Origin of the sequence: Corynebacterium sp. HMSC05D08 (assembly GCF_001807215.1) — a bacterium.
In the GTDB taxonomy this organism is placed as follows: domain Bacteria; phylum Actinomycetota; class Actinomycetes; order Mycobacteriales; family Mycobacteriaceae; genus Corynebacterium; species Corynebacterium striatum.
The window spans coordinates 12,793-30,449 of sequence record NZ_KV788359.1; the positions used below are offsets into that span (position 1 = coordinate 12,793).

General features: G+C 58.9%; 16 protein-coding genes. 3 read left to right on the top strand and 13 right to left on the bottom strand.

What is annotated here, in order from left to right; genetic code table 11:
• Positions 1–158: 158 nt before the first annotated feature.
• From HMPREF3148_RS11650 to pth (HMPREF3148_RS11660), 3 genes are read right to left on the bottom strand one after another with little or no spacing between them, the layout of a single operon-like run.
• The gene (locus HMPREF3148_RS11650; protein WP_070509183.1) at positions 159–1,802 is read right to left on the bottom strand and encodes a peptide chain release factor 3; all 1,644 of its coding nucleotides are present in this window, start codon (positions 1,800–1,802) and stop codon (positions 159–161) included.
• 60 nt (positions 1,803–1,862) lie between these two features.
• Entirely contained in the window at positions 1,863–2,702 is an 840-nt protein-coding gene (locus HMPREF3148_RS11655) for an SDR family NAD(P)-dependent oxidoreductase (RefSeq protein ID WP_070509185.1), read from the bottom strand.
• A 39-nt stretch (positions 2,703–2,741) separates the two neighbouring features.
• On the bottom strand, positions 2,742–3,446 hold the full coding sequence (gene pth / locus HMPREF3148_RS11660; protein WP_070509186.1) for an aminoacyl-tRNA hydrolase: 705 nt from the start codon (positions 3,444–3,446) through the stop codon (positions 2,742–2,744).
• A gap of 37 nt (positions 3,447–3,483) precedes the next feature.
• On the opposite strand from pth (HMPREF3148_RS11660), the gene HMPREF3148_RS11665 reads away from it, so the two are divergent.
• Together HMPREF3148_RS11665 and HMPREF3148_RS11670 are read left to right on the top strand one after the other, a co-directional pair.
• Complete coding sequence (locus HMPREF3148_RS11665) at positions 3,484–4,476, top strand: nitronate monooxygenase (RefSeq protein ID WP_049062748.1); 993 nt, start codon at positions 3,484–3,486, stop codon at positions 4,474–4,476.
• Positions 4,477–4,536: 60 nt separating this feature from the next.
• Entirely contained in the window at positions 4,537–5,991 is a 1,455-nt protein-coding gene (locus tag HMPREF3148_RS11670) for a glyceraldehyde-3-phosphate dehydrogenase (protein ID WP_046646387.1), read from the top strand.
• A 66-nt stretch (positions 5,992–6,057) separates the two neighbouring features.
• On the opposite strand, the gene ppk2 is transcribed toward HMPREF3148_RS11670, so the two are convergent.
• The 8 genes from ppk2 to HMPREF3148_RS11705 form a co-directional block, all read right to left on the bottom strand.
• Complete coding sequence (gene ppk2 / locus HMPREF3148_RS11675; RefSeq protein WP_005530031.1) at positions 6,058–6,936, bottom strand: polyphosphate kinase 2; 879 nt, start codon at positions 6,934–6,936, stop codon at positions 6,058–6,060.
• Between the two features lie 233 nt (positions 6,937–7,169).
• Positions 7,170–8,042 (bottom strand): fumarylacetoacetate hydrolase family protein, encoded by an 873-nt coding sequence (locus HMPREF3148_RS11680; protein ID WP_049152295.1) that lies wholly within the window; start codon positions 8,040–8,042, stop codon positions 7,170–7,172.
• 17 nt (positions 8,043–8,059) lie between these two features.
• Positions 8,060–8,608 (bottom strand): aminoacyl-tRNA hydrolase, encoded by a 549-nt coding sequence (gene pth / locus HMPREF3148_RS11685; RefSeq protein ID WP_005530027.1) that lies wholly within the window; start codon positions 8,606–8,608, stop codon positions 8,060–8,062.
• A 109-nt stretch (positions 8,609–8,717) separates the two neighbouring features.
• Entirely contained in the window at positions 8,718–9,353 is a 636-nt protein-coding gene (locus HMPREF3148_RS11690) for a 50S ribosomal protein L25/general stress protein Ctc (protein WP_005530025.1), read from the bottom strand.
• Positions 9,354–9,683: 330 nt separating this feature from the next.
• The gene (locus tag HMPREF3148_RS14280) at positions 9,684–9,893 is read right to left on the bottom strand and encodes a DNA alkylation repair protein (RefSeq protein ID WP_080970025.1); all 210 of its coding nucleotides are present in this window, start codon (positions 9,891–9,893) and stop codon (positions 9,684–9,686) included.
• Between the two features lie 113 nt (positions 9,894–10,006).
• Positions 10,007–10,981 carry a ribose-phosphate diphosphokinase gene (locus HMPREF3148_RS11695; RefSeq protein ID WP_049062750.1) on the bottom strand — a complete coding sequence of 325 codons (975 nt, stop codon included), beginning with the start codon at positions 10,979–10,981 and terminating at the stop codon, positions 10,007–10,009.
• 15 nt (positions 10,982–10,996) lie between these two features.
• A complete protein-coding gene (gene glmU / locus HMPREF3148_RS11700) occupies positions 10,997–12,442 on the bottom strand; it encodes a bifunctional UDP-N-acetylglucosamine diphosphorylase/glucosamine-1-phosphate N-acetyltransferase GlmU (protein WP_070509188.1) in 1,446 nt (481 codons plus the stop codon).
• Between the two features lie 102 nt (positions 12,443–12,544).
• Positions 12,545–13,768, bottom strand: coding sequence for an MFS transporter (locus tag HMPREF3148_RS11705; protein WP_070509190.1), 1,224 nt, complete (start codon positions 13,766–13,768; stop codon positions 12,545–12,547).
• Between the two features lie 79 nt (positions 13,769–13,847).
• Between HMPREF3148_RS11705 and HMPREF3148_RS11710 the strand changes: the two genes are divergently transcribed.
• Complete coding sequence (locus tag HMPREF3148_RS11710) at positions 13,848–15,476, top strand: multicopper oxidase family protein (RefSeq protein WP_049062753.1); 1,629 nt, start codon at positions 13,848–13,850, stop codon at positions 15,474–15,476.
• 36 nt (positions 15,477–15,512) lie between these two features.
• On the opposite strand, the gene HMPREF3148_RS11715 is transcribed toward HMPREF3148_RS11710, so the two are convergent.
• On the bottom strand, positions 15,513–15,851 hold the full coding sequence (locus tag HMPREF3148_RS11715) for a hypothetical protein (RefSeq protein ID WP_049147582.1): 339 nt from the start codon (positions 15,849–15,851) through the stop codon (positions 15,513–15,515).
• 667 nt (positions 15,852–16,518) lie between these two features.
• The coding region (locus HMPREF3148_RS11720; RefSeq protein WP_246818816.1) for a tyrosine-type recombinase/integrase at positions 16,519–17,657 on the bottom strand (1,139 nt) is incomplete at its 5' end.

The window sequence follows — 17,657 nt, forward strand, 5'->3', positions numbered from 1 at the left end:
ATCTGAGCGAAGTAGGCCGAGGGATTTCTCGGCCCATTTGGTATGCCTTGTTTTAGATGCTTGCCACTGTGTTGCAGCCACGAGCACCACGCGGGGTTCAATCCCGCCGCCGCGCCGTGCTGGCCGCCGCTGCCCAAGACAAGTAATTCGGTGGGGGATTAGTCAGCGACGAGCGGTTCAATTGTTAGCTCTGGGTGTTCTTTCTCCACGAAGGCGAGCTTCCACTTGTCGCCGAAGAGAGCGATGAGTTCACCGTCGGTGCGGGTGAAAATTTCCACGCCACGCTGGCGGCCGAGCTCCGGCGCGGACTCGGCGTCGGTGCGGCGGGCGACGGAGTAGGGGATAGGCTCGGTGACGGTCTCGACGTTGTACTCGACCTCCATGCGGGCCTGCATGACCTCGAACTGCATGGGACCCACCGCAGCCATGACAGGCGCGGCGTCGCCACGGGTTTCGTTGCGCAGGATCTGGACGACGCCCTCGGCCGCCAGCTGGTCGAGTCCCTTACGGAACGCCTTGTAATCGCCCAAAGACTTCGCGCGCAAAATGCGGAAGGCCTCCGGGGCGAACTGCGGCATCGGCTTGAACTGGACCTTCTTGCCGGCGTAGATGGTGTCGCCAGGCGCCAAAGAACCAGCGTTGACCAAGCCAACAATGTCGCCAGGGAAGGCACTGTCCACTGTGTCGCGGGTGCGTCCGAAGACGGTCAGCGCGTACTTCGTGGAGAAGCTGCGGCCCGACTGGGCGTGGCTGACCTGCATGCCACGCTCGAACTCACCGGAGACCACGCGCATAAACGCGAGGTTATCGCGGTGCTTGCGGTCCATGCCTGCCTGCACCTTGAAGATGACACCTGAGAAGTCATCGGTGATCTCACGCGTCTCGTCGATTGCCGCCGCGCCGCCAGAGCCGGCTGCCTCGATGGCCTTCGGATCGGAATCGCGCGAACGCGGCGCTGGGGCGATGGCGCACAGAGTGTCCAGAATCTGGTGCACGCCAAAATTGAGCATCGCGGATGCGAAGATGAGCGGGGAAGTGACGCACTGCTCGAAGAGCTCTTGATCGTGCAGGGCGCCGTCGGCAGCCAGGAGCTCTGCCTCCTCGACAGCGGTCTCCCAGGCATCACCTTCCTTGGCTTCAGCGTCGCTCGGATCGTAATGCTCCTCAGGTGCGATCGTCGAGCCACCCGCAGTACGGATGAAGTGGATGTAGTTGTCGGCCTCGCCGTCCTCATTGATGTGCGCCAAGCCGCGGAAGTCGCCAGCGATGCCTACCGGCCAGTACAGGGGAGTCGGCTGCAGCTGAATCTCGTTGACGATTTCATCGACCAGCTCCAGCGGCTCGCGGCCCACGCGGTCCCACTTGTTGATAACCGTAATGATCGGCAATCCGCGGGCCTTGCACACGCGGAAGAGCTTGAGGGTTTGGGGCTCGAGGCCCTTGGCGGCGTCGATAAGCATGACCGCGGCATCCACGGCCGTGAGAACGCGGTAGGTATCCTCCGAGAAGTCCGCGTGACCTGGGGTGTCAACGAGGTTGATCATGAAGGGCTCGCCCTCATGGTTCTCCGGCGCGTACTCAAACTGCAGCGCGGAGGAAGCTACCGAAATACCGCGGTCCTTTTCCATCTCCATCCAGTCGGAGACAGTGGCCTTGCGGTTGCCCTTGCCGTGCACCGCACCGGCTTCATTAATAATGTGCGCGTGTAGCGCCAACGCCTCAGTCAATGTGGACTTACCGGCGTCCGGGTGGGCGATGACGGCAAACGTGCGGCGGCGGGTGGCTTCGGAGGCAATACTCATGCGGGCTAGTTTAGCTGCCCTTTGCGTCGGCCCCTGAATTGCGCCACCACAGACGCACGGCTAGTCCCAACTAACACCCAACTGCTCGCCCAAATCATCGAAGATGCGGCGGGCCACGGCCGACTTCTTAGCCATCGGGCGCCGCAGACCCAGCTTGCGTTTGCTGTTGTAGTACTCGCCGGACTCGAAGTGAATCCCCGGCGTGCCGGTGAGGAAATACGCTAGATTGTCGCCGCCTTCCTCCGCTCTACCAAAGCTCTTGGACAGTGCGCCGGAGTAGAACTTCCGAGTCCGGCTATGAGAAGTGCGCGCAAAATTGGTGGCTAGGACACCGGGGTGGAAGGCCACGGAGGTCATGTCGTGGTTGTGCAAGTAGCTGGTGAGCAGGATGTCCCCCAACTTCGCGTTGCCGTAGGCACGCTCGGCGGTGAATTTCTGGAAGGTATTTGGGTCACCTGGGTCGAAGGCAGACATCAAGAGATTAGCCACGGATGCAGTCTGCACGATGGTGGCGTCGGTCTTGCGGAGCTTGTCCCGCAGCAGGGAGGTCAACAAAAATGGAGCCACGACGTTTACCTGCCACGTGCGTTCGAAACCATCGGCGGTGGTGAAGGGGCCGTCAAAAATGCCCCCAGCGTTGTTGCCCAGTGCGTGAATTTCCTCAAGTTCGCCGAGTTCGTCCGCCAAGCGCCGCACCTGCCCGAGGGATTCAAAATCCGCTACGTGGTAGCTCGCGCCCACGCTTTCGGCTACCGCGCGAGTTTTGTCCGGATTACGCCCCACCAGCACCAATGTGTCTTGTGGGCGCTTCGCACGCAGGGTGCGCGCGGCTGCGGCACCGATGCCATCGGAAGCGCCAGTAATGACTATGGTCTGCGGTTCGTGTGGGGCGTGGCTCATGAAAATTTAGTTTAGGCGTAAACAGGTCCGCGTGGTGGGTTACTTGCGGGAATGAATCTCATTCTGTGCGCTTTGGATCCCAGAACTTACGATGAGGCGCACGGCGTCGGCAGCCGTCTCGATCGCGGCGTCGAAACCTACGTCCGCGTCGATCGGACCCAAAACGTAATCAGGAATCGAAGAACCCTTGGGCGGGCGGCCAATGCCGATGCGCACACGAGGATAGTCGCGAGTACCCAGCCGCTCCGTCAGCGATTTCAGCCCGTTGTGGCCGTTTTCATTACCTCCAACCTTGATTCGAATCTTGTTCGGCGGCAGATCCAGCTCGTCATGGATAACGAGGACCCGCTCAGCCGGAATGCCCAACTGCTGCGCCAAGGGAGCAATAGGATCGCCGGACAAGTTCATAAACGTCGCCGAGCGCACCACCAGAATCGGCGTGTCTGCAACATTCAACGGTGCGGCGGTGAGGGAGTGGCCGGCCACCGGCTGCAAGAGTTCCCCGGATTCCGCCAGCAAATCGTCGACGGCCATGTATCCCACGTTATGGCGGGTGGCTGCGTACTTGGCGCCCGGATTGCCTAAGCCCACCACGAGCCATTCGGCGTCGAGGTCTGCAGCCTCGAGAGCCGCCATTGACGACGCCCCCGTTTCCTTAACGGAGGACCCGAAAAGCCGCGACACGAGCCGCGCGAAGAAGCTGCCCGCGGAAGAGTCAGCAGAAGATGAAGCAGAAGCAGTCATGTGCCCTCACAATTGGTCGAGATCTAAGGTGGACGCTATGAGCGCCATTCTAAAAAGCCTAAAAATCAGAGTACTTCCCGCCCCCATGGCGGGTGGCCCCACCACGCCTGACAGCGTCATTGCTGCAGAGCACAACGGCTCCTTTGGTGCGTTGGCGCTGGGGACGGCGTCGTTAAGCGCTGCTCAAGAGCAGATCGAGGCGTGCCGGGGACACCGCTTCGGCGTTAACCTTTTTCACGCGCAGGAACCGCTAAGCCCAGCCAATATGGAGGCGGTGAGTGCTATGGCACAGGAGCTGGGCGTTTCGGTGCTGGAGGCGGACCTGGAATTCGGCTGGACGGAGAAACTGAACATGGCGCTCGACGCGGGCGCTGCGGTGCTGTGGTCGATGTTCGGGACGTTTACGGAGGAGGAAATCACGTGCATTCACGCCGCTGGGGCAGAGGCGTGGACCACGGTGACCACCCCGGCCGAGGCAGTGGAGGCGGCGCGCCGCGGCGTCGACGCGTTGTGCGTGCAGGGCCCCGAGGCAGGCGGCCATCGCGGCGTGTGGGATGCGGAGGCAGAACCTGATTGGCGGCCGCTGGAGGAGCTCGTGTTCGCTGTGCACGCCGCGCTTGGCGACGCCCCCATTCCTCTCATCGCCGCCGGTGGCATGCGCAGCTCCGCGGATGTCGAACGAGCGTTGGCCTGGCCGGGGGTGGTTGCGGTGAGCTGTGGCTCGGCCTTCCTTTTGGCGTCGGAAGCGGGCACTTCGCCGGTTAACCGTAAGCTTCTTGCGCGTGGCGGGAGGAGCGTTTCTACGCGTGCCTTTTCCGGGCGTTATGCGCGTGGATTGGAAACGGAATTTACACGAAGCAACCCGCAGCTTTCTCCGCTTTACCCCTATCTCAATTCGATGTTGAAGGCGCGGCGTGCCCAAAAGGACCCGGCGGTGGGCTATTGCCTCGTGGGAGAAGAGGTTGAGAAAATCAACGGGGGTAGTGTGGCGGAGATCCTGCACCATCTATGCCCAAACGGGCACTCATAACAGTTAATATTTACGGTTGAATGTTGGTTTACCCCCATGACGAGTAAAGGAAAAGAACACGTGACTGCGAACGCACAGGTTGGACACGCTGACTGGAACGAACGTCTCGAGCTTGCTCAGGAGATGATTCCGCTCATCCACCAACTGCACCGCACCAACAATGTCGTGACCACCATCTACGGTCGCGTCTTGAGTGGCGTGACGGACATCGACATCATGAAGGCTCACCGCTACGCTCGCCGTATCGCGAACCGCGAATTGTCCACCGCAGAGACCCTTCCCATCCTGAAGGAACTGTGCGACATGAACCTCGGCACTGCCTCCATCGACTTGGGCCGCCTGGCATCTGGCTACGCTGAGTCCAACTCCACCAGTCTGCGCAACTACCTCGAGCAGGAGCTCGTTGACCTGGTTGGCGCTGCCGTGGACAAGGAGTGCACCGACGTTGTGCTTTATGGCTTCGGCCGCATCGGCCGTCTGCTGGCCCGCATCCTGATCGCTCGTGAGGCTGCTTACGGTGGCGTTCGCCTGCGCGCAATTGTGGTCCGCAAGAAGGGCGACGGCGACATCTTCAAGCGCGCCTCTCTGCTGCGCCGTGACTCCGTCCACGGTGCTTTCAACGGCACCATCGGTGTGGACGAAGAGAACGAGGTCATCTGGGCAAACGGCACCAAGATTCAGATGATCTACGCCAACGACCCAACCGACATCGATTACACCTCCTACGGCATCGACAACGCCGTCCTCGTGGACAACACTGGTGTATGGCGCGACCGCAAGGGCCTGGAGCAGCACCTGGAATCCAAGGGTATCTCCCGCGTCCTGCTGACCGCACCGGGCAAGGGTGACCTGAAGAACATCGTCTACGGCATCAACCACGACACCATCGAGGACTCCGACAAGATCATCTCGGCTGCATCCTGCACCACCAACGGCATCACCCCTGTTCTCAAGGTCATCAACGACCGTTACGGCGTTGTCCACGGTCATGTGGAGACCGCGCACTCTTTCACCAACGACCAGAACCTGATCGATAACTTCCACAAGGGCGATCGCCGCGGCCGCGCAGCTGGCCTCAACATGGTTCTGACGGAGACCGGCGCTGCAAAGGCCGTGTCCAAGGCCGTTCCGGAGTTCGAGGGCAAGCTGACTGGTAACGCTATTCGCGTTCCTACCCCGGACGTGTCCATGGCTGTGCTGAACCTGGAGCTGGAGAAGGAAGTTGAGCGCGACGAGGTCAACGACTTCCTGCGTAACGTTTCCCTGCACTCCGACCTGCGCCAGCAGATTTCCTACATTGCTTCCCCAGAGGTTGTTTCCTCTGACTTCGTGGGATCCACCCACGCAGGCATTGTGGATGGTTTGGCAACCATCGCTTCCGGTAAGCACCTGGTTCTTTACGTGTGGTACGACAACGAGTTCGGCTACTCGAACCAGGTCATCCGCATCGTTGAGGAGATCGCAGGCGCGCGCCCACGCGTGTTCCCAACCCGCGTTGATGCAACTGAGCTCTAAAACTTAAAATGCCGCTGGCTCCCTTTCTCTGAAGGGGGACCAGCGGCCTTTTAGTTGCAGTGGGCGCTACTTTTTCTTTTTCTTCTTCTTTCCACCGGACTTCTTGGCGGCGGATACCTTGCTGCGCTCAAGGTTCGAGGCCACGTCTGGGACGTAGGCAAACTCGTCGCGTGGCGGGCGCTCGTACTCCTCGCCGGAAGAATCAGGGCGCTCCGGAACTTCTGGGACGTCTTGCTCGACGTGCTGATAAGGAACCGTCTTCAAGATGTGGTTGATGACGTTGATGCGCGAGCGCTTCTTGTCCTCAGATTCGACCGTGTACCACGGTGCGTTCGGGGTATTGGTATGCACAAACATCTCGTCCTTAGCGCGGGAGTAGTCTTCCCAACGGGTGATGGATTGAAGATCCATAGGGGAGAGCTTCCAGCGGCGAAGCGGATCGTTGCGACGAGACTTGAAGCGTGCGATCTGCTCTTCATCAGATACGGAGAACCAGTACTTCAGCAGGATGATTCCATCTTCGACGAGCATGTTCTCCAGCTGTGGGGCCTGGTGTAGGAAGCGAACGTACTCCTGCTGGGAGCAAAAGCCCATGACACGCTCGACGCCGGCGCGGTTGTACCAGGAGCGGTCAAAGATGACGATCTCGCCCTCTGTAGGAAGCTTTTCGATGTAGCGCTGGAAGTACCACTGGCCAGCCTCACGGTCGGTGGGCTTGGGCAGTGCTTCGATTCGGCAGGTGCGAGGGTTCAGGTACTGGGTGATGCGCTTGATTGCAGAGCCCTTACCTGCGGCGTCGCGGCCTTCCATGATGATGACAACACGGGCGCCGGTCTCAACTACCCACTGCTGCATTTCCACGAGTTCTGCTTGCAGGCGCTTGAGCTCTTCCTCGTACGCTGCCTTATCGAGCTTTGCGGGGGACTTTTTCTTATCTTTGCTCATTCTATTAATTTTAGCCTCTAGCTGCAGAAATGTTTAATGGTTTGGATAGAAACTCACCCCGCATTGCGCTGAGTCGGCCTCTGCGGCCGCGATGCGCGGTGGAAAGCCTGAGCACCGTTAACAGAGCATGCCGCGCGTCGCTGACTCAGTCCAAGGTAGTCGTGTGCGGGTCACGCAAACAGTATTAGTTTTAACAGGTATGGCTATGGGAAGGGGATTTGAAAGGAAGTTACCTAGCTACCTTGGCAGGTGCATTCCGCGCCGCAGCCGACCGGGGGCTCACCAAAATGCGTGGTGTTGGAAATCTCTCCCAAGCCGTCGATAGCAATCCGTACATTTTGCCCATCCTGGATAAAAGCTTGCGGGTCGCGCGCAAAGCCCACGCCCTCTGGGGTGCCAGTCACAATCACATCGCCGGGATTGAGTGGGTAGAGCTTCGAACAAAAAGCGATGAGCTCAGCCACAGAGAAAATGAGGTCATCGGTGTCGTCGTCCTGGCGGATATCCCCATCGACGGTGGTCTTCACAGCTGCATGCCCACCTGGTGCCCACTCATCAGCGGTGGTTAGCCACGGCCCGAAACCAGCGGTGCGGTAGAAGGACTTACCGGCGTGGAACTGAGTGGTACGACGCTGGTAGTCGCGTAGCGTGTAGTCATTCATGATGGCATAACCAGCGGCGTAGTTGAGCGCCTCAGCAACCGGCACGTTGTGCGCACGAGTACCAATGACCACGGCTAGTTCGCCCTCATAATCGAGCTGCTTGGTGGCCCATTCAGGAATGTAAATATCATCGAAAGGCCCGGTGAGGGCTTCCGGGAACTTGATGAACAGAGTCGGCTGCGTGGGAAGCTCGCGGCCCATTTCCCGCGCGTGTTTAGCGTAATTAACACCAACGCAGATGATTTTTCCAGGGGAGGGGATAACTGGCGCGAGGTCCTCATTGCGAAAGACAATGGGTTCGCCAGACAATTGCGCCGACTTCTGCCAATCTTCGGAGCGCAACAGCTCGCCGACGTCCTCGAAATCGAGCCCCACGCCGACGCCTGGGCCGTCGACGCGAATGGCTGTGGTTCCGTATTGGGTGCGTAGCGTGGCAAGTCTCATGGCGGATAGTTTACGCGTTAAGGAAGACGAGTTTCCTGAACTACCCGAATAATTTCGTCGGCTGCGTCGGCACAAATAATGGGGATTTCCGCGTTTTCCTGTTTCGACCAAGGCTTGAGCACAAAGCTCGCGGGGTCCATACGTCCCGGTGGGCGCCCAATACCGACCGAGAGGCGCTGGTAGTCCTTGGTTCCCAAGGATTTGGTGGTGGAGCGCAGACCGTTATGTCCATGATCGCCACCGCCGAAGCGGTGCTTGACGACGCCGAAATCAAGCTCCAGCTCATCGTGTACCACGATGAGCTGAGCAGGGTTGATTGAAAAGTACTGCAGAAGGGCCTTGATTGGTCCCCCGGATAGGTTCATGAAGCTTCGCGGCTTGGCCAAAACGAGTTTGGCGGAACCGAGGCGGGTCTCAGCGAGCTCAGTGTTGGATTTCTTGTGCACTGAGAAGTTTGTGTAGTTCTGGCCCACGATCTCATCGACCACGTCAAAGCCGATGTTGTGGCGTGTTCCTGCGTATTTGGGGCCTGGATTGCCAAGGCCAACAATGAGAAAACTATTCACTGCGCTATTGTCTCATGCTGCGAGGGATCTTGACCCCGAGAAGGACATAGTAAAACGGCGAAACGCCCGAGCTAGACGTAAATCTAGCGCGGGCGCAGAGAAGAGTGATTTACTCTTCAGTCTCTTCGGCGGACTCAGCGCCAGCCTCAGCGCCGCCTTCCTCAGCAGCCTCAGCAGCTTCCTCGAGCTCTTCGTCAACCTCAGGCAGGGAGATAGAAGCGATGATGGTCTCTGCATCTGCAACCAGGGTGGTGTCTTCTGGCAGGGTGATGTCGCCAGCGGTGACAACAGCGCCGTCCTCGAGGCCCTCGATGGAAACGGAGATCTCCTCTGGGATGTTCAGAACGTCTGCCTCAACGAGGAGGACGTCAGCATCCTGGATGAACATGAGGCCCGGTGCCGGCTCGCCCTCGAGGGTAACCGGAACCTCAACCTCAACCTTCTCGCCACGCTTAATGGAGAGGAGGTCGATGTGGTCGATGTCCAGGGTCAGAACGTTCTGGTCAACGTGCTTGACCATGACGAGGTGCTGCTCGCCCTCGAGCTCGAGCTCGAAAACAGCGTTGACGCCGTGTGCGCGAACCAGTGCGGTCAGCTCGATGCGGTCAACAGCGAAGTGCAGAACGTCAACGGCGTGACCGTAGACAACGCCTGGGACCTTGCCAGCAACGCGCAGGCGGCGAGCGAAGCCCTTGCCGAACTCGTTACGTACTTCTGCCTTCAATACCGGGCGGGTGTTTGCCATAGTAAAACTCCTAGTGTCAAAGATTGGTGCGGCGAGACTTTAGCGAGTTCGAAAACGGCGAAAGCCTGCCGATGGTCGTCTTGGTCGAGTCATCGCAGGCTTAAAACGTGTGAAATAACTTCTAATCGCGTCGATAACGGCTTTCCGATTCCGGGCAGCCCTCGCCGAGACAGCGAGAATCCTAACACGCAGCGCCGAGAGCAGGCAAGTTACTTCTGCTCTTCTTCGCCAACTACAGAACTATCGAAATTGAGTTGCTTAGCGGTGGTGTTTCAATGCTTCTCTGCGCGTGAGGTTTGCGACGTCATGCGAGCCTAGGAAGCCCAAAACTCAGGTGGGATTGGTGCGATAGAGATCGCGCAACGCCCAGCCGATGGCTTTGCTAATGAAGAATTCATTGCCAAAGCGGGTTCCTGGGAGGTTTTCTTTGATGGCATCCGCCAGTAGTTGCAGATCGGTAGCCTCACGTTTGCCGAGCTGACTGATAATCGCGGCGCGGCGTCGTTGCGCAAAGGCTCCAAAACCGCGCGCACTTCGCAGAAGGCCTCTGAGAGATTATCGGTCAAGGTCATCTATTTCTGTTTTTTGGGGGGAATGGAAAGACCGCCCAGCTGTGTGCTGGTCGGTCCTTTTACGTGCTGCTTATTAAGCGCTTAGTTCGACTCGAAGAGCGTGGTTACGGAGCCGTTTTCGAAGATCTCGTTGATGGTACGAGCCAGCAACGGAGCAATCGAAAGAACAGTCAGGTTGGACCAGCCCTCAGTGGACTGCGGAAGGGTGTCAGTGGTGATGACTTCCTCAGCACCACACTCGGACAGACGCTCGCGAGCCGGGTCGGAGAAGACGCCGTGGGTACAAGCGATAACGACGGACTTCGCGCCAGCTTCCTTCAGGACGCGGACAGCGCCGGCGATGGTTCCGCCGGTATCGATCATGTCGTCGAGCAGGACGCAGTCCTTGCCCTCGACCTCGCCGACAACGCGGTTAGATACGGTCTCGTTAGCAACCTCGGTGGAACGGGTCTTGTGAACGAAGGACAGTGGAGCGTCGCCAAGCTCATGTGCCCACTTCTCAGCCACCTTGACGCGGCCAGCATCCGGGGAAACCACAGCGAGGTTATCCAGGGAGTACTTGGACTTGATGTAGTCCACGAGGATCGGCATTGCGTGCATGTGATCAACGGGGCCGTCGAAGAAGCCCTGAATCTGGTCGGTGTGCAGATCCACGGAAACGATGCGGTCCGCGCCAGCAGCCTGCAGCAGGTCAGCAACGAGGCGAGCGGAAATCGGCTCGCGGCCACGGTGCTTCTTATCCTGGCGTGCGTATGGGTAGAACGGCAGGATGGCGGTGATGCGCTTTGCGGAACCACGCTTGAGCGCATCGATCATGATGAGCTGTTCCACCAGCCACTTGTTCAGCGGCTGGGTGTGGGACTGCATCACGAAGCAGTCTGCACCACGCACGGATTCCTCGAAGCGGATGAAGATTTCACCGTTAGCGAAGTCGCGAGCAGTGGTTGGAACGAGGTCCGTCTTCAGTTCCTTGGCCACAGCCTCAGCCAGTTCTGGGTGTGCACGCCCAGAAAAGAGCTTCATGTTCTTGCTGCTGCCGGTTACCTTGCCTGTCATGGGCGGTAATTCCCCTTACTTGTTGTTGTCCTGTGCGCGGGCGGCAGCCTCAGCTGCCGGAGTTCCCGGACGCTTCTTTTGAACCCAGCCTTCGATGTTGCGCTGCTTGCCACCGGAGACCACGAGTGCTCCCGGAGGAACATCTTCCTTGATAACTGTACCCGCACCCGAGTACGCGCCATCACCGACATTGACTGGTGCGATAAACATCGTGTCAGATCCGGTGCGCACGTGGCTGCCGATTACGGTGTGATGCTTGTTAACACCGTCGTAGTTGACGAATACGGAGGAAGCGCCGATGTTGGACTCCTCGCCAACGGTGGCGTCGCCGATGTAGGTCAAGTGCGGAACCTTGGAACCGCGTCCAATCTGGGCATTCTTTGCCTCGACGAAGCCGCCGAGCTTGCCGTTTTCACCGACCTCGGTCTTCGGGCGGATGAAGGTAAACGGGCCGACATTGGCGTTAGCGCCAATCACAGACTCGGAACCGTGGGTGCGGATGATCTTGGCGCCCTCACCGATGGTCATGTCGGTCAGGGTGGTGTCAGGGCCGATCTCGGCGTTGTCCGCGATGGAAGTCTTTCCCCACAATTGGGTGCCCGGATGGATGAGAACGTCGGAGCCGATGGTCACGTCCACGCCGATCCAGGTGGTTTCCGGATCCACGATGGTGGCGCCACCGCGCATGGCGGTTTCCACGGTGCGGCGGTTGAGCTCGCGGCCAGCAGCGGCGAGCTGGACGCGGTCATTGACGCCTGCCAGCTCGCCGGCGTCGGCAGCAATGTGCGCGCCGACGTTGTGACCGGCGGTGCGGGCGATTTCCAGAACATCGGTGATGTAGAGCTCGCCCTGGGCGTTGTTGGAATCCAGCTTGGTCAGGGCGGCTCGCAAAATAGCGCCGTCGAAAGCGAAAACCCCGGAGTTTACCTCATCGATGCTCAGTTGCTCAGGCGCAGCGTCCTTTTGCTCGACGATGGCCTTGACGGAACCGTCCGTGTCACGCACGATGCGGCCGTAACCGGTTGGGTCATCCAGCTGCATCGACAGAACGGTGACTGCGTTACCGGCGGCCACGTGGGCGTCGTAAAGCCCGCGGATGGTTTCCGGACGCAGCAGCGGAACGTCGCCGTTGGTGACGATGACGGTGCCGGTGAAGTCGGGGAGTGGGGCAAGGCCGCACTGTACCGCGTGGCCTGTGCCGTTCTGCTCCTCCTGAACAGCCTGTGCGACCTCGCGGCCGAGCTCTGCCGCAATAGCCTCGACGGCAGGGGAGACCTGGTCGCGCTGGTGACCGACCACAGCAACGAGGTGCTTGGGGTTAAGACCAGCTGCAGCGTGTAATGCGTGGCCGATGAGTGGGCGCCCTCCGATTTCGTGCAGTGTCTTTTGCTTGGCGGACTTCATGCGGGTGCCAGCGCCTGCCGCTAAAACAACAATGGCGCAGTCAGTTGTATCTGCCACGAGTTTCTTCGTTCTCCTGTGGTTGGGTCTTAGGGGAGTATTGCCTCACATCTTAACGCCGGGGTGCGCACTGGGAGCAAGCGACGGCAAGAATGCCGTCTTTTATTCCGAGACCTCACGCAACATGCGGGCTCGCCAGGCGCCCACACAACCCAATGCCGCGAGGAAGAGCAACGCGGCAGTTGGGCCGGCCAGTGAAATCACCGCCGAGATTCCGCCCACCATGAGCAAGATGGCGCCCATCATGGTGTTAGCGGCGCCCACATAAAAAGTGCGCTTGTCACCGCCAGCGATGTCCACGATGTAGGTCTTGCGTGCCACGCGAATTGCCGTGTGTGCCAGATTGACAAGGAAGAATCCCAACGGCAGCGCCCACGCAGTTACCCAGTGAGGGGCCCACTGCGCGCAGGCAACGACTGCCAGCAACGTCACTGATGCGGCGGCAGAGGCCCATGCCATGACCAGCCGGGAAGATCGATCGGACCAGATGCCGGAAATCTTGCCGCCGACCAGGCTGGCCAGGCTGGAAGCGAGCACGAACCCGCCTAGACCGCTGAGCGCAGTACTGCCGACTTGGTGAGACAGTGTGACAATGAACGTCGTGGGCAATGCCGTCACGAGGAGAAGCGCACGCACGTTGACGAAGCGGCGGAAGTCCGCATCCTCGGTATAGAGTCCCCACGTGTCGCGCCACCAATGCGACTTGCTGGGGTCTTGGGCATTGTCTGGAACCGGCTCATCGATGGCGTGGAAGACCGCCGCGGCGATGAACCAGCTGGCCGCGCCGCATCCCAGGACCGCGGCTAGCCCGAGCGGTGGAAGTTGGCCGAGGGCCGCGAGCACCAAACCGATAAGCAGCGTCACCGCGCCCGTGGCTTGGGCAGCAAGGCCGGTGACCTCACCGCGGCTGCCCTTTGAGATGGTGCGTCCCTGAACGTCCTTGCCGGTGAGCGAACACAAAGCGCGAAAGACGGAAAGCACTGCCAATGCGGCAATGGTGACAACACCGAGAAGCCATCCGTGGAACAGTGCTGCAGCGACGGCAACAACGACGGCACAGCAGCCCTGGATGAGCGAGCCCCAGACCCACAGCTTCTTGCGCGCTGGCCGGGAGGTTACCCAGGGGCTGAGTGCGGCCTGCGGCAGCATCGATCCAGACTCGCGGATAGGGACGAGGAGCGCGGTGAAGAAGTGAGGGACTCCGACCTGTGCGAAAAGCCAGGGGAGAACCGTCTTGCCGGACACCAGTTGGTCGCCGATTCCTTGCAGCGCATTGGACCACGCGAAAAGGCGGGCAGGACGAGTTTCATTGTCTGGGATTGACATGGTTTAAAGCGTATGTGATTCAGGACCGCTTTAGCCTAATCCGGCGCGGTGGCGTCGCTATTTTAATAATCTGGGGTACATGGCTTTTTCGCGTCGAGTGTTTTTCAAAGGCGGATTGCTCGTTACTACGGCAGTGGTCGCGGGGTCTGCGCTGGCAGCTTGTTCTTCGAATAAGGATCAGCCTGCGCCGGTGGGTTACGACTCCGAACCGCGCCCGCTTCCCATCCCGCCGGTATTGAAAGGCGAGATGGAAGGCGATACCCGAGTATTCAAGCTCACCGCCCAAGACGGATACTCCGAGGTCATTCCGGGCAACAAGAACACCCGCACCTGGGGCTTTAACGGCCCGTTCCTCGGCCCGACGCTGCGCGCCCACAAGGGCGACAAGGTTCGCGCGGAAATCACCAACAACCTGGTGGAAATGACCACAGTGCATTGGCACGGAATGAAGCTTCCGGCCTATTCCGATGGTGGACCACACTCGCCGATTGAGGTAGGCAAGACCTGGAAGCCACAGTGGGAGATCGTGCAGCCAGCGGCTACCGTTTGGTACCACCCGCACCCGCATATGGCCACGGCAACCCATGCCTACCGCGGACTTGCTGGCATGTTTATCTTGGACGACGACGTATCGGATAAGCTCGACATTCCTTCTGAGTACGGCGTGGATGACATTCCGGTGGTCATTATGGATGCGAAGTTCACTGAGGACGGCCAGCTCGATCACCAGGTTGACGGCACGCTCGGTCTCCTGGGCACTACCCCTGTGGTTAACGGCATCACGAATGCTTCTTTCGCCGCGACCACGCGCCGGGTTCGTCTGCGCTTGCTCAACGGCGCTTCGATGCGTTTCTACACGCTGGCCCTGGATAATGGGACGCCGTTTAACGTCATCGCTACTGACTCCGGGCTTCTCGACGCCCCCGTCGAGGTCGACGAGCTGCTCATCGGACCAGGCGAGCGCATCGAGGTCCTCGTGGACTTGGAGCCCGGCAAGGACGTGGTGTTGCAGTCGGTGCCGCGCAAGGACAACTTCAGCATCCCCGAAGATGAGTACTCCGCGGACTTTGGCTTCAGGGACAGCTTTGACATCCTGCATATCACCGCGCCGGGGGAGGATGCGCCTGCAGCGCCAGCTCTGCCGCAAACCTTGGACCCCGCGGCTGCCGACGTCCCATCGGCCGAGGGGCTGACTGAGCGCGAGTTCGTGCTCAATACCTTCATGATTAACGGTGAGACCATGGACATGGCCCGCGTGGACACCGTGATCGAGGAAGACAAGCCTGAGGTATGGACTGTGACCAACGAAAATAGCGATTGGCCGCACAACTTCCACATCCACAATTCGCGTTTCAAGGTCTTGTCTTATGACTATGGCGATGGCAAAGACATCGCGGTTCCGACGATGGGCTGGAAGGACATCGTCAATCTTCCGCCCAAGGCAACCGCCAAGCTGCTCGTGGAGTTGGGCTACTTCCCGGATAAGACCATTCCGTACATGTACCACTGCCACATGCTCCTGCACGAGGACAAGGGCATGATGGGTCAGATGGTTGTGGTGAACAAGGGCGAAAAACCTGACGTTCGCGTCAAGCCGGCGGCGCTTGTATTCGAGAAGGCTGCTGGGTCGTCACATAGCGTACATGCTGGGCAAGTAGTGGACTCATCCCGTAGCCCGTACGCGACGCCGAGCGCGGAGGCTTCCTAGCGCTTAAGTGTCCTTTATTGTGGCCGTGCAGATGATTTAGTCAGGATCCAAGATGCTGAAGAAGCAAACTTCCGGAAAGTCCGTCATTACGGCAAAGAAGATTTCGAGCAGTCGTTCACCGAGGTGATCTAGGTAGTCTTCAGTGAGCGCTTGCCCGTCTGTCGGCCGCAGCTCGATGCGCACCTGACAATTGCTCTTTTGACACTGGCCACTTGAATCCTCTGGTGGTATTTCAAAATCTTCTTGCGGATCCATATCTAGAACTACGGATATCACAGTGGCTGCGGTGAGCTGATCCTGCAGGTGACTTTCCAGGCAGAGCAACAGGCGCTCGGCATCCGTGGCCGTGGCGTGCAGGTAAAGAGTTTCCAGCATGTTTTCCCTATTTAGCGTTAGCGGTTAACTACAGGCTCGGGGCTGTCGCGCAAGAGAGTTTAGTATCTGTTTCAAAACTAGGCTTGGCACGATGTGTAATATTTGAAGTTTTCGAGGCGAAAATAACAGACAATTTCAGAGCGCACTCTCGTCTAAGCTCTAATTCCTTTAACTCATCAAGAGTTTAAGCAGTACTACCCAGATCCTGATGTAGCTGAGTCGCTAAAGGCTAAAGCTCCCGAGGTTTATGAAACTTGGATTGCGACGACTCAGGACTCGATTGAGACGGAGAACTATGCCCGCAGAAAAACGGTTGATGGTTCATTTAAACTTGCTAGGAGAGGTCAGCTAATCGGCGCTTTCAGCGTAGTTGCAGTGCTGCTCCTGGGTGGTTGGTGCGCGTATTTGGGCAAAACGTGGATTGCTGCATTCCTTGTAGGAATCGATGTTGTTGCTTTGGCTGCGGTATTTGTGCCAGTTAAGGAGAAATCTACAAAGAGCAACGGCTCAACCTAGAAAGACGGGAAATCCTTCAAGATTTCGTCCGCATGCCCTTTTGCTACTTAGGCCTTGGGCCTTATTATCGAAGCTAGAAACCCCCACCGACCAGCATTTTTAATGGTCGGCGAGGGCCGGAAGAAGCTTCCCCACCAGGACTCGAACCTAGTTAAACGCCCTGCTCAACAGCCCGTTTACCGTCATTTGACTGCAATTTGACTGCATCTGAAAAACTTCCATCCAAAACACTGGCGATCTCATCCAGCCCGTCATCCCACAATTCCGCATACTGATCCAACGTCATCGCCGCCGACGCATGCCCCAGCTGACGCTGCACAATCTTCGGATTAGCCCCCGCCTGAATCAACAACCCAGCCGCCACATGCCGCAAACCATGCGGCGTCACCCGAGGAAACGACAAATCCTTCCTCTGCACACGCTTCAACGCACCATCAAACCAAGTATTGTGCCCCGGCGCCCGCAGCCAGCCGCCCCGCTTACCAGTCCACAGCAAATCATCCTTACCCAGCCCTGCGGCGCGCTCCATGAGCATCTCCATCACCCGCGGCGCCACAGCCACCGTGCGCGCCTCATGCGTCTTAGGCGTGCCAAGAACAACATCATTGCCGACCTTCGCCGCATTCCGCGTGATATTGATACGCCCGCGCAGCGGATCGAGGTCACACGGGCGCAACGCAATAGCCTCACCCCACCGCAAACCAGACGTACCCAACAACAAGATCAAGTCTTCACGGTCGCCACACTCCGCAGCGAACGCCTCCAACTGCGGCATCGTCAAAAACACTTTCCGGGCCTTACCCTTACGCGGCAACTTCACACCCCGCGCCGGATTCTTCTTCAACACCCTGTCACCAACCGCCATATCCAACACCTGGGCAAGAACCATATGACAATGCCTAACCCACGAACCAGAAACATCATCCAAAGTCATTTCCGCGACCCACTCCTGAACCTGCGACGGCAAAATAGCACCGACCCGCACACCACCCCACCGCGGCTTAACACCAGAGTTCCACACCTGCTTATAAAGCTCCGTTGTTGAAGGCTTCAAATGGGTCTGCATTGCCAGCCACCGGGCGCCGAGTTCCTCCACACGCACCTTGCCTTCCGCAGGGTTCACCCAGTCACCGTCGGTGATGCTTGCGGCGTTTTTCTCAGCCCACTTTCGGGCTTCATCCTTAGTGCGAAACCCGCGCTTGTTCCGGTTCCTGCCATCCGGGGAGCGGTACTGCACACGCCACGCATGGCCTTTAGCTGTCTCATATTTCTTAATGGATGCCATAAGAT

Bases quoted from the DNA above. Each gene is read 5' to 3' on its own strand.
- HMPREF3148_RS11650 (WP_070509183.1), bottom strand. From the start codon at position 1,802: ATGAGTATTGCCTCCGAAGCCACCCGCCGCCGCACGTTTGCCGTCATC.
- HMPREF3148_RS11655 (WP_070509185.1), bottom strand. From the start codon at position 2,702: ATGAGCCACGCCCCACACGAACCGCAGACCATAGTCATTACTGGCGCT.
- pth (WP_070509186.1), bottom strand. From the start codon at position 3,446: ATGACTGCTTCTGCTTCATCTTCTGCTGACTCTTCCGCGGGCAGCTTC.
- HMPREF3148_RS11665 (WP_049062748.1), top strand. From the start codon at position 3,484: ATGAGCGCCATTCTAAAAAGCCTAAAAATCAGAGTACTTCCCGCCCCC.
- ppk2 (WP_005530031.1), bottom strand. From the start codon at position 6,936: ATGAGCAAAGATAAGAAAAAGTCCCCCGCAAAGCTCGATAAGGCAGCG.
- HMPREF3148_RS11680 (WP_049152295.1), bottom strand. From the start codon at position 8,042: ATGAGACTTGCCACGCTACGCACCCAATACGGAACCACAGCCATTCGC.
- HMPREF3148_RS11690 (WP_005530025.1), bottom strand. From the start codon at position 9,353: ATGGCAAACACCCGCCCGGTATTGAAGGCAGAAGTACGTAACGAGTTC.
- HMPREF3148_RS11695 (WP_049062750.1), bottom strand. From the start codon at position 10,981: ATGACAGGCAAGGTAACCGGCAGCAGCAAGAACATGAAGCTCTTTTCT.
- HMPREF3148_RS11705 (WP_070509190.1), bottom strand. From the start codon at position 13,768: ATGTCAATCCCAGACAATGAAACTCGTCCTGCCCGCCTTTTCGCGTGG.
- HMPREF3148_RS11710 (WP_049062753.1), top strand. From the start codon at position 13,848: ATGGCTTTTTCGCGTCGAGTGTTTTTCAAAGGCGGATTGCTCGTTACT.
- HMPREF3148_RS11715 (WP_049147582.1), bottom strand. From the start codon at position 15,851: ATGCTGGAAACTCTTTACCTGCACGCCACGGCCACGGATGCCGAGCGC.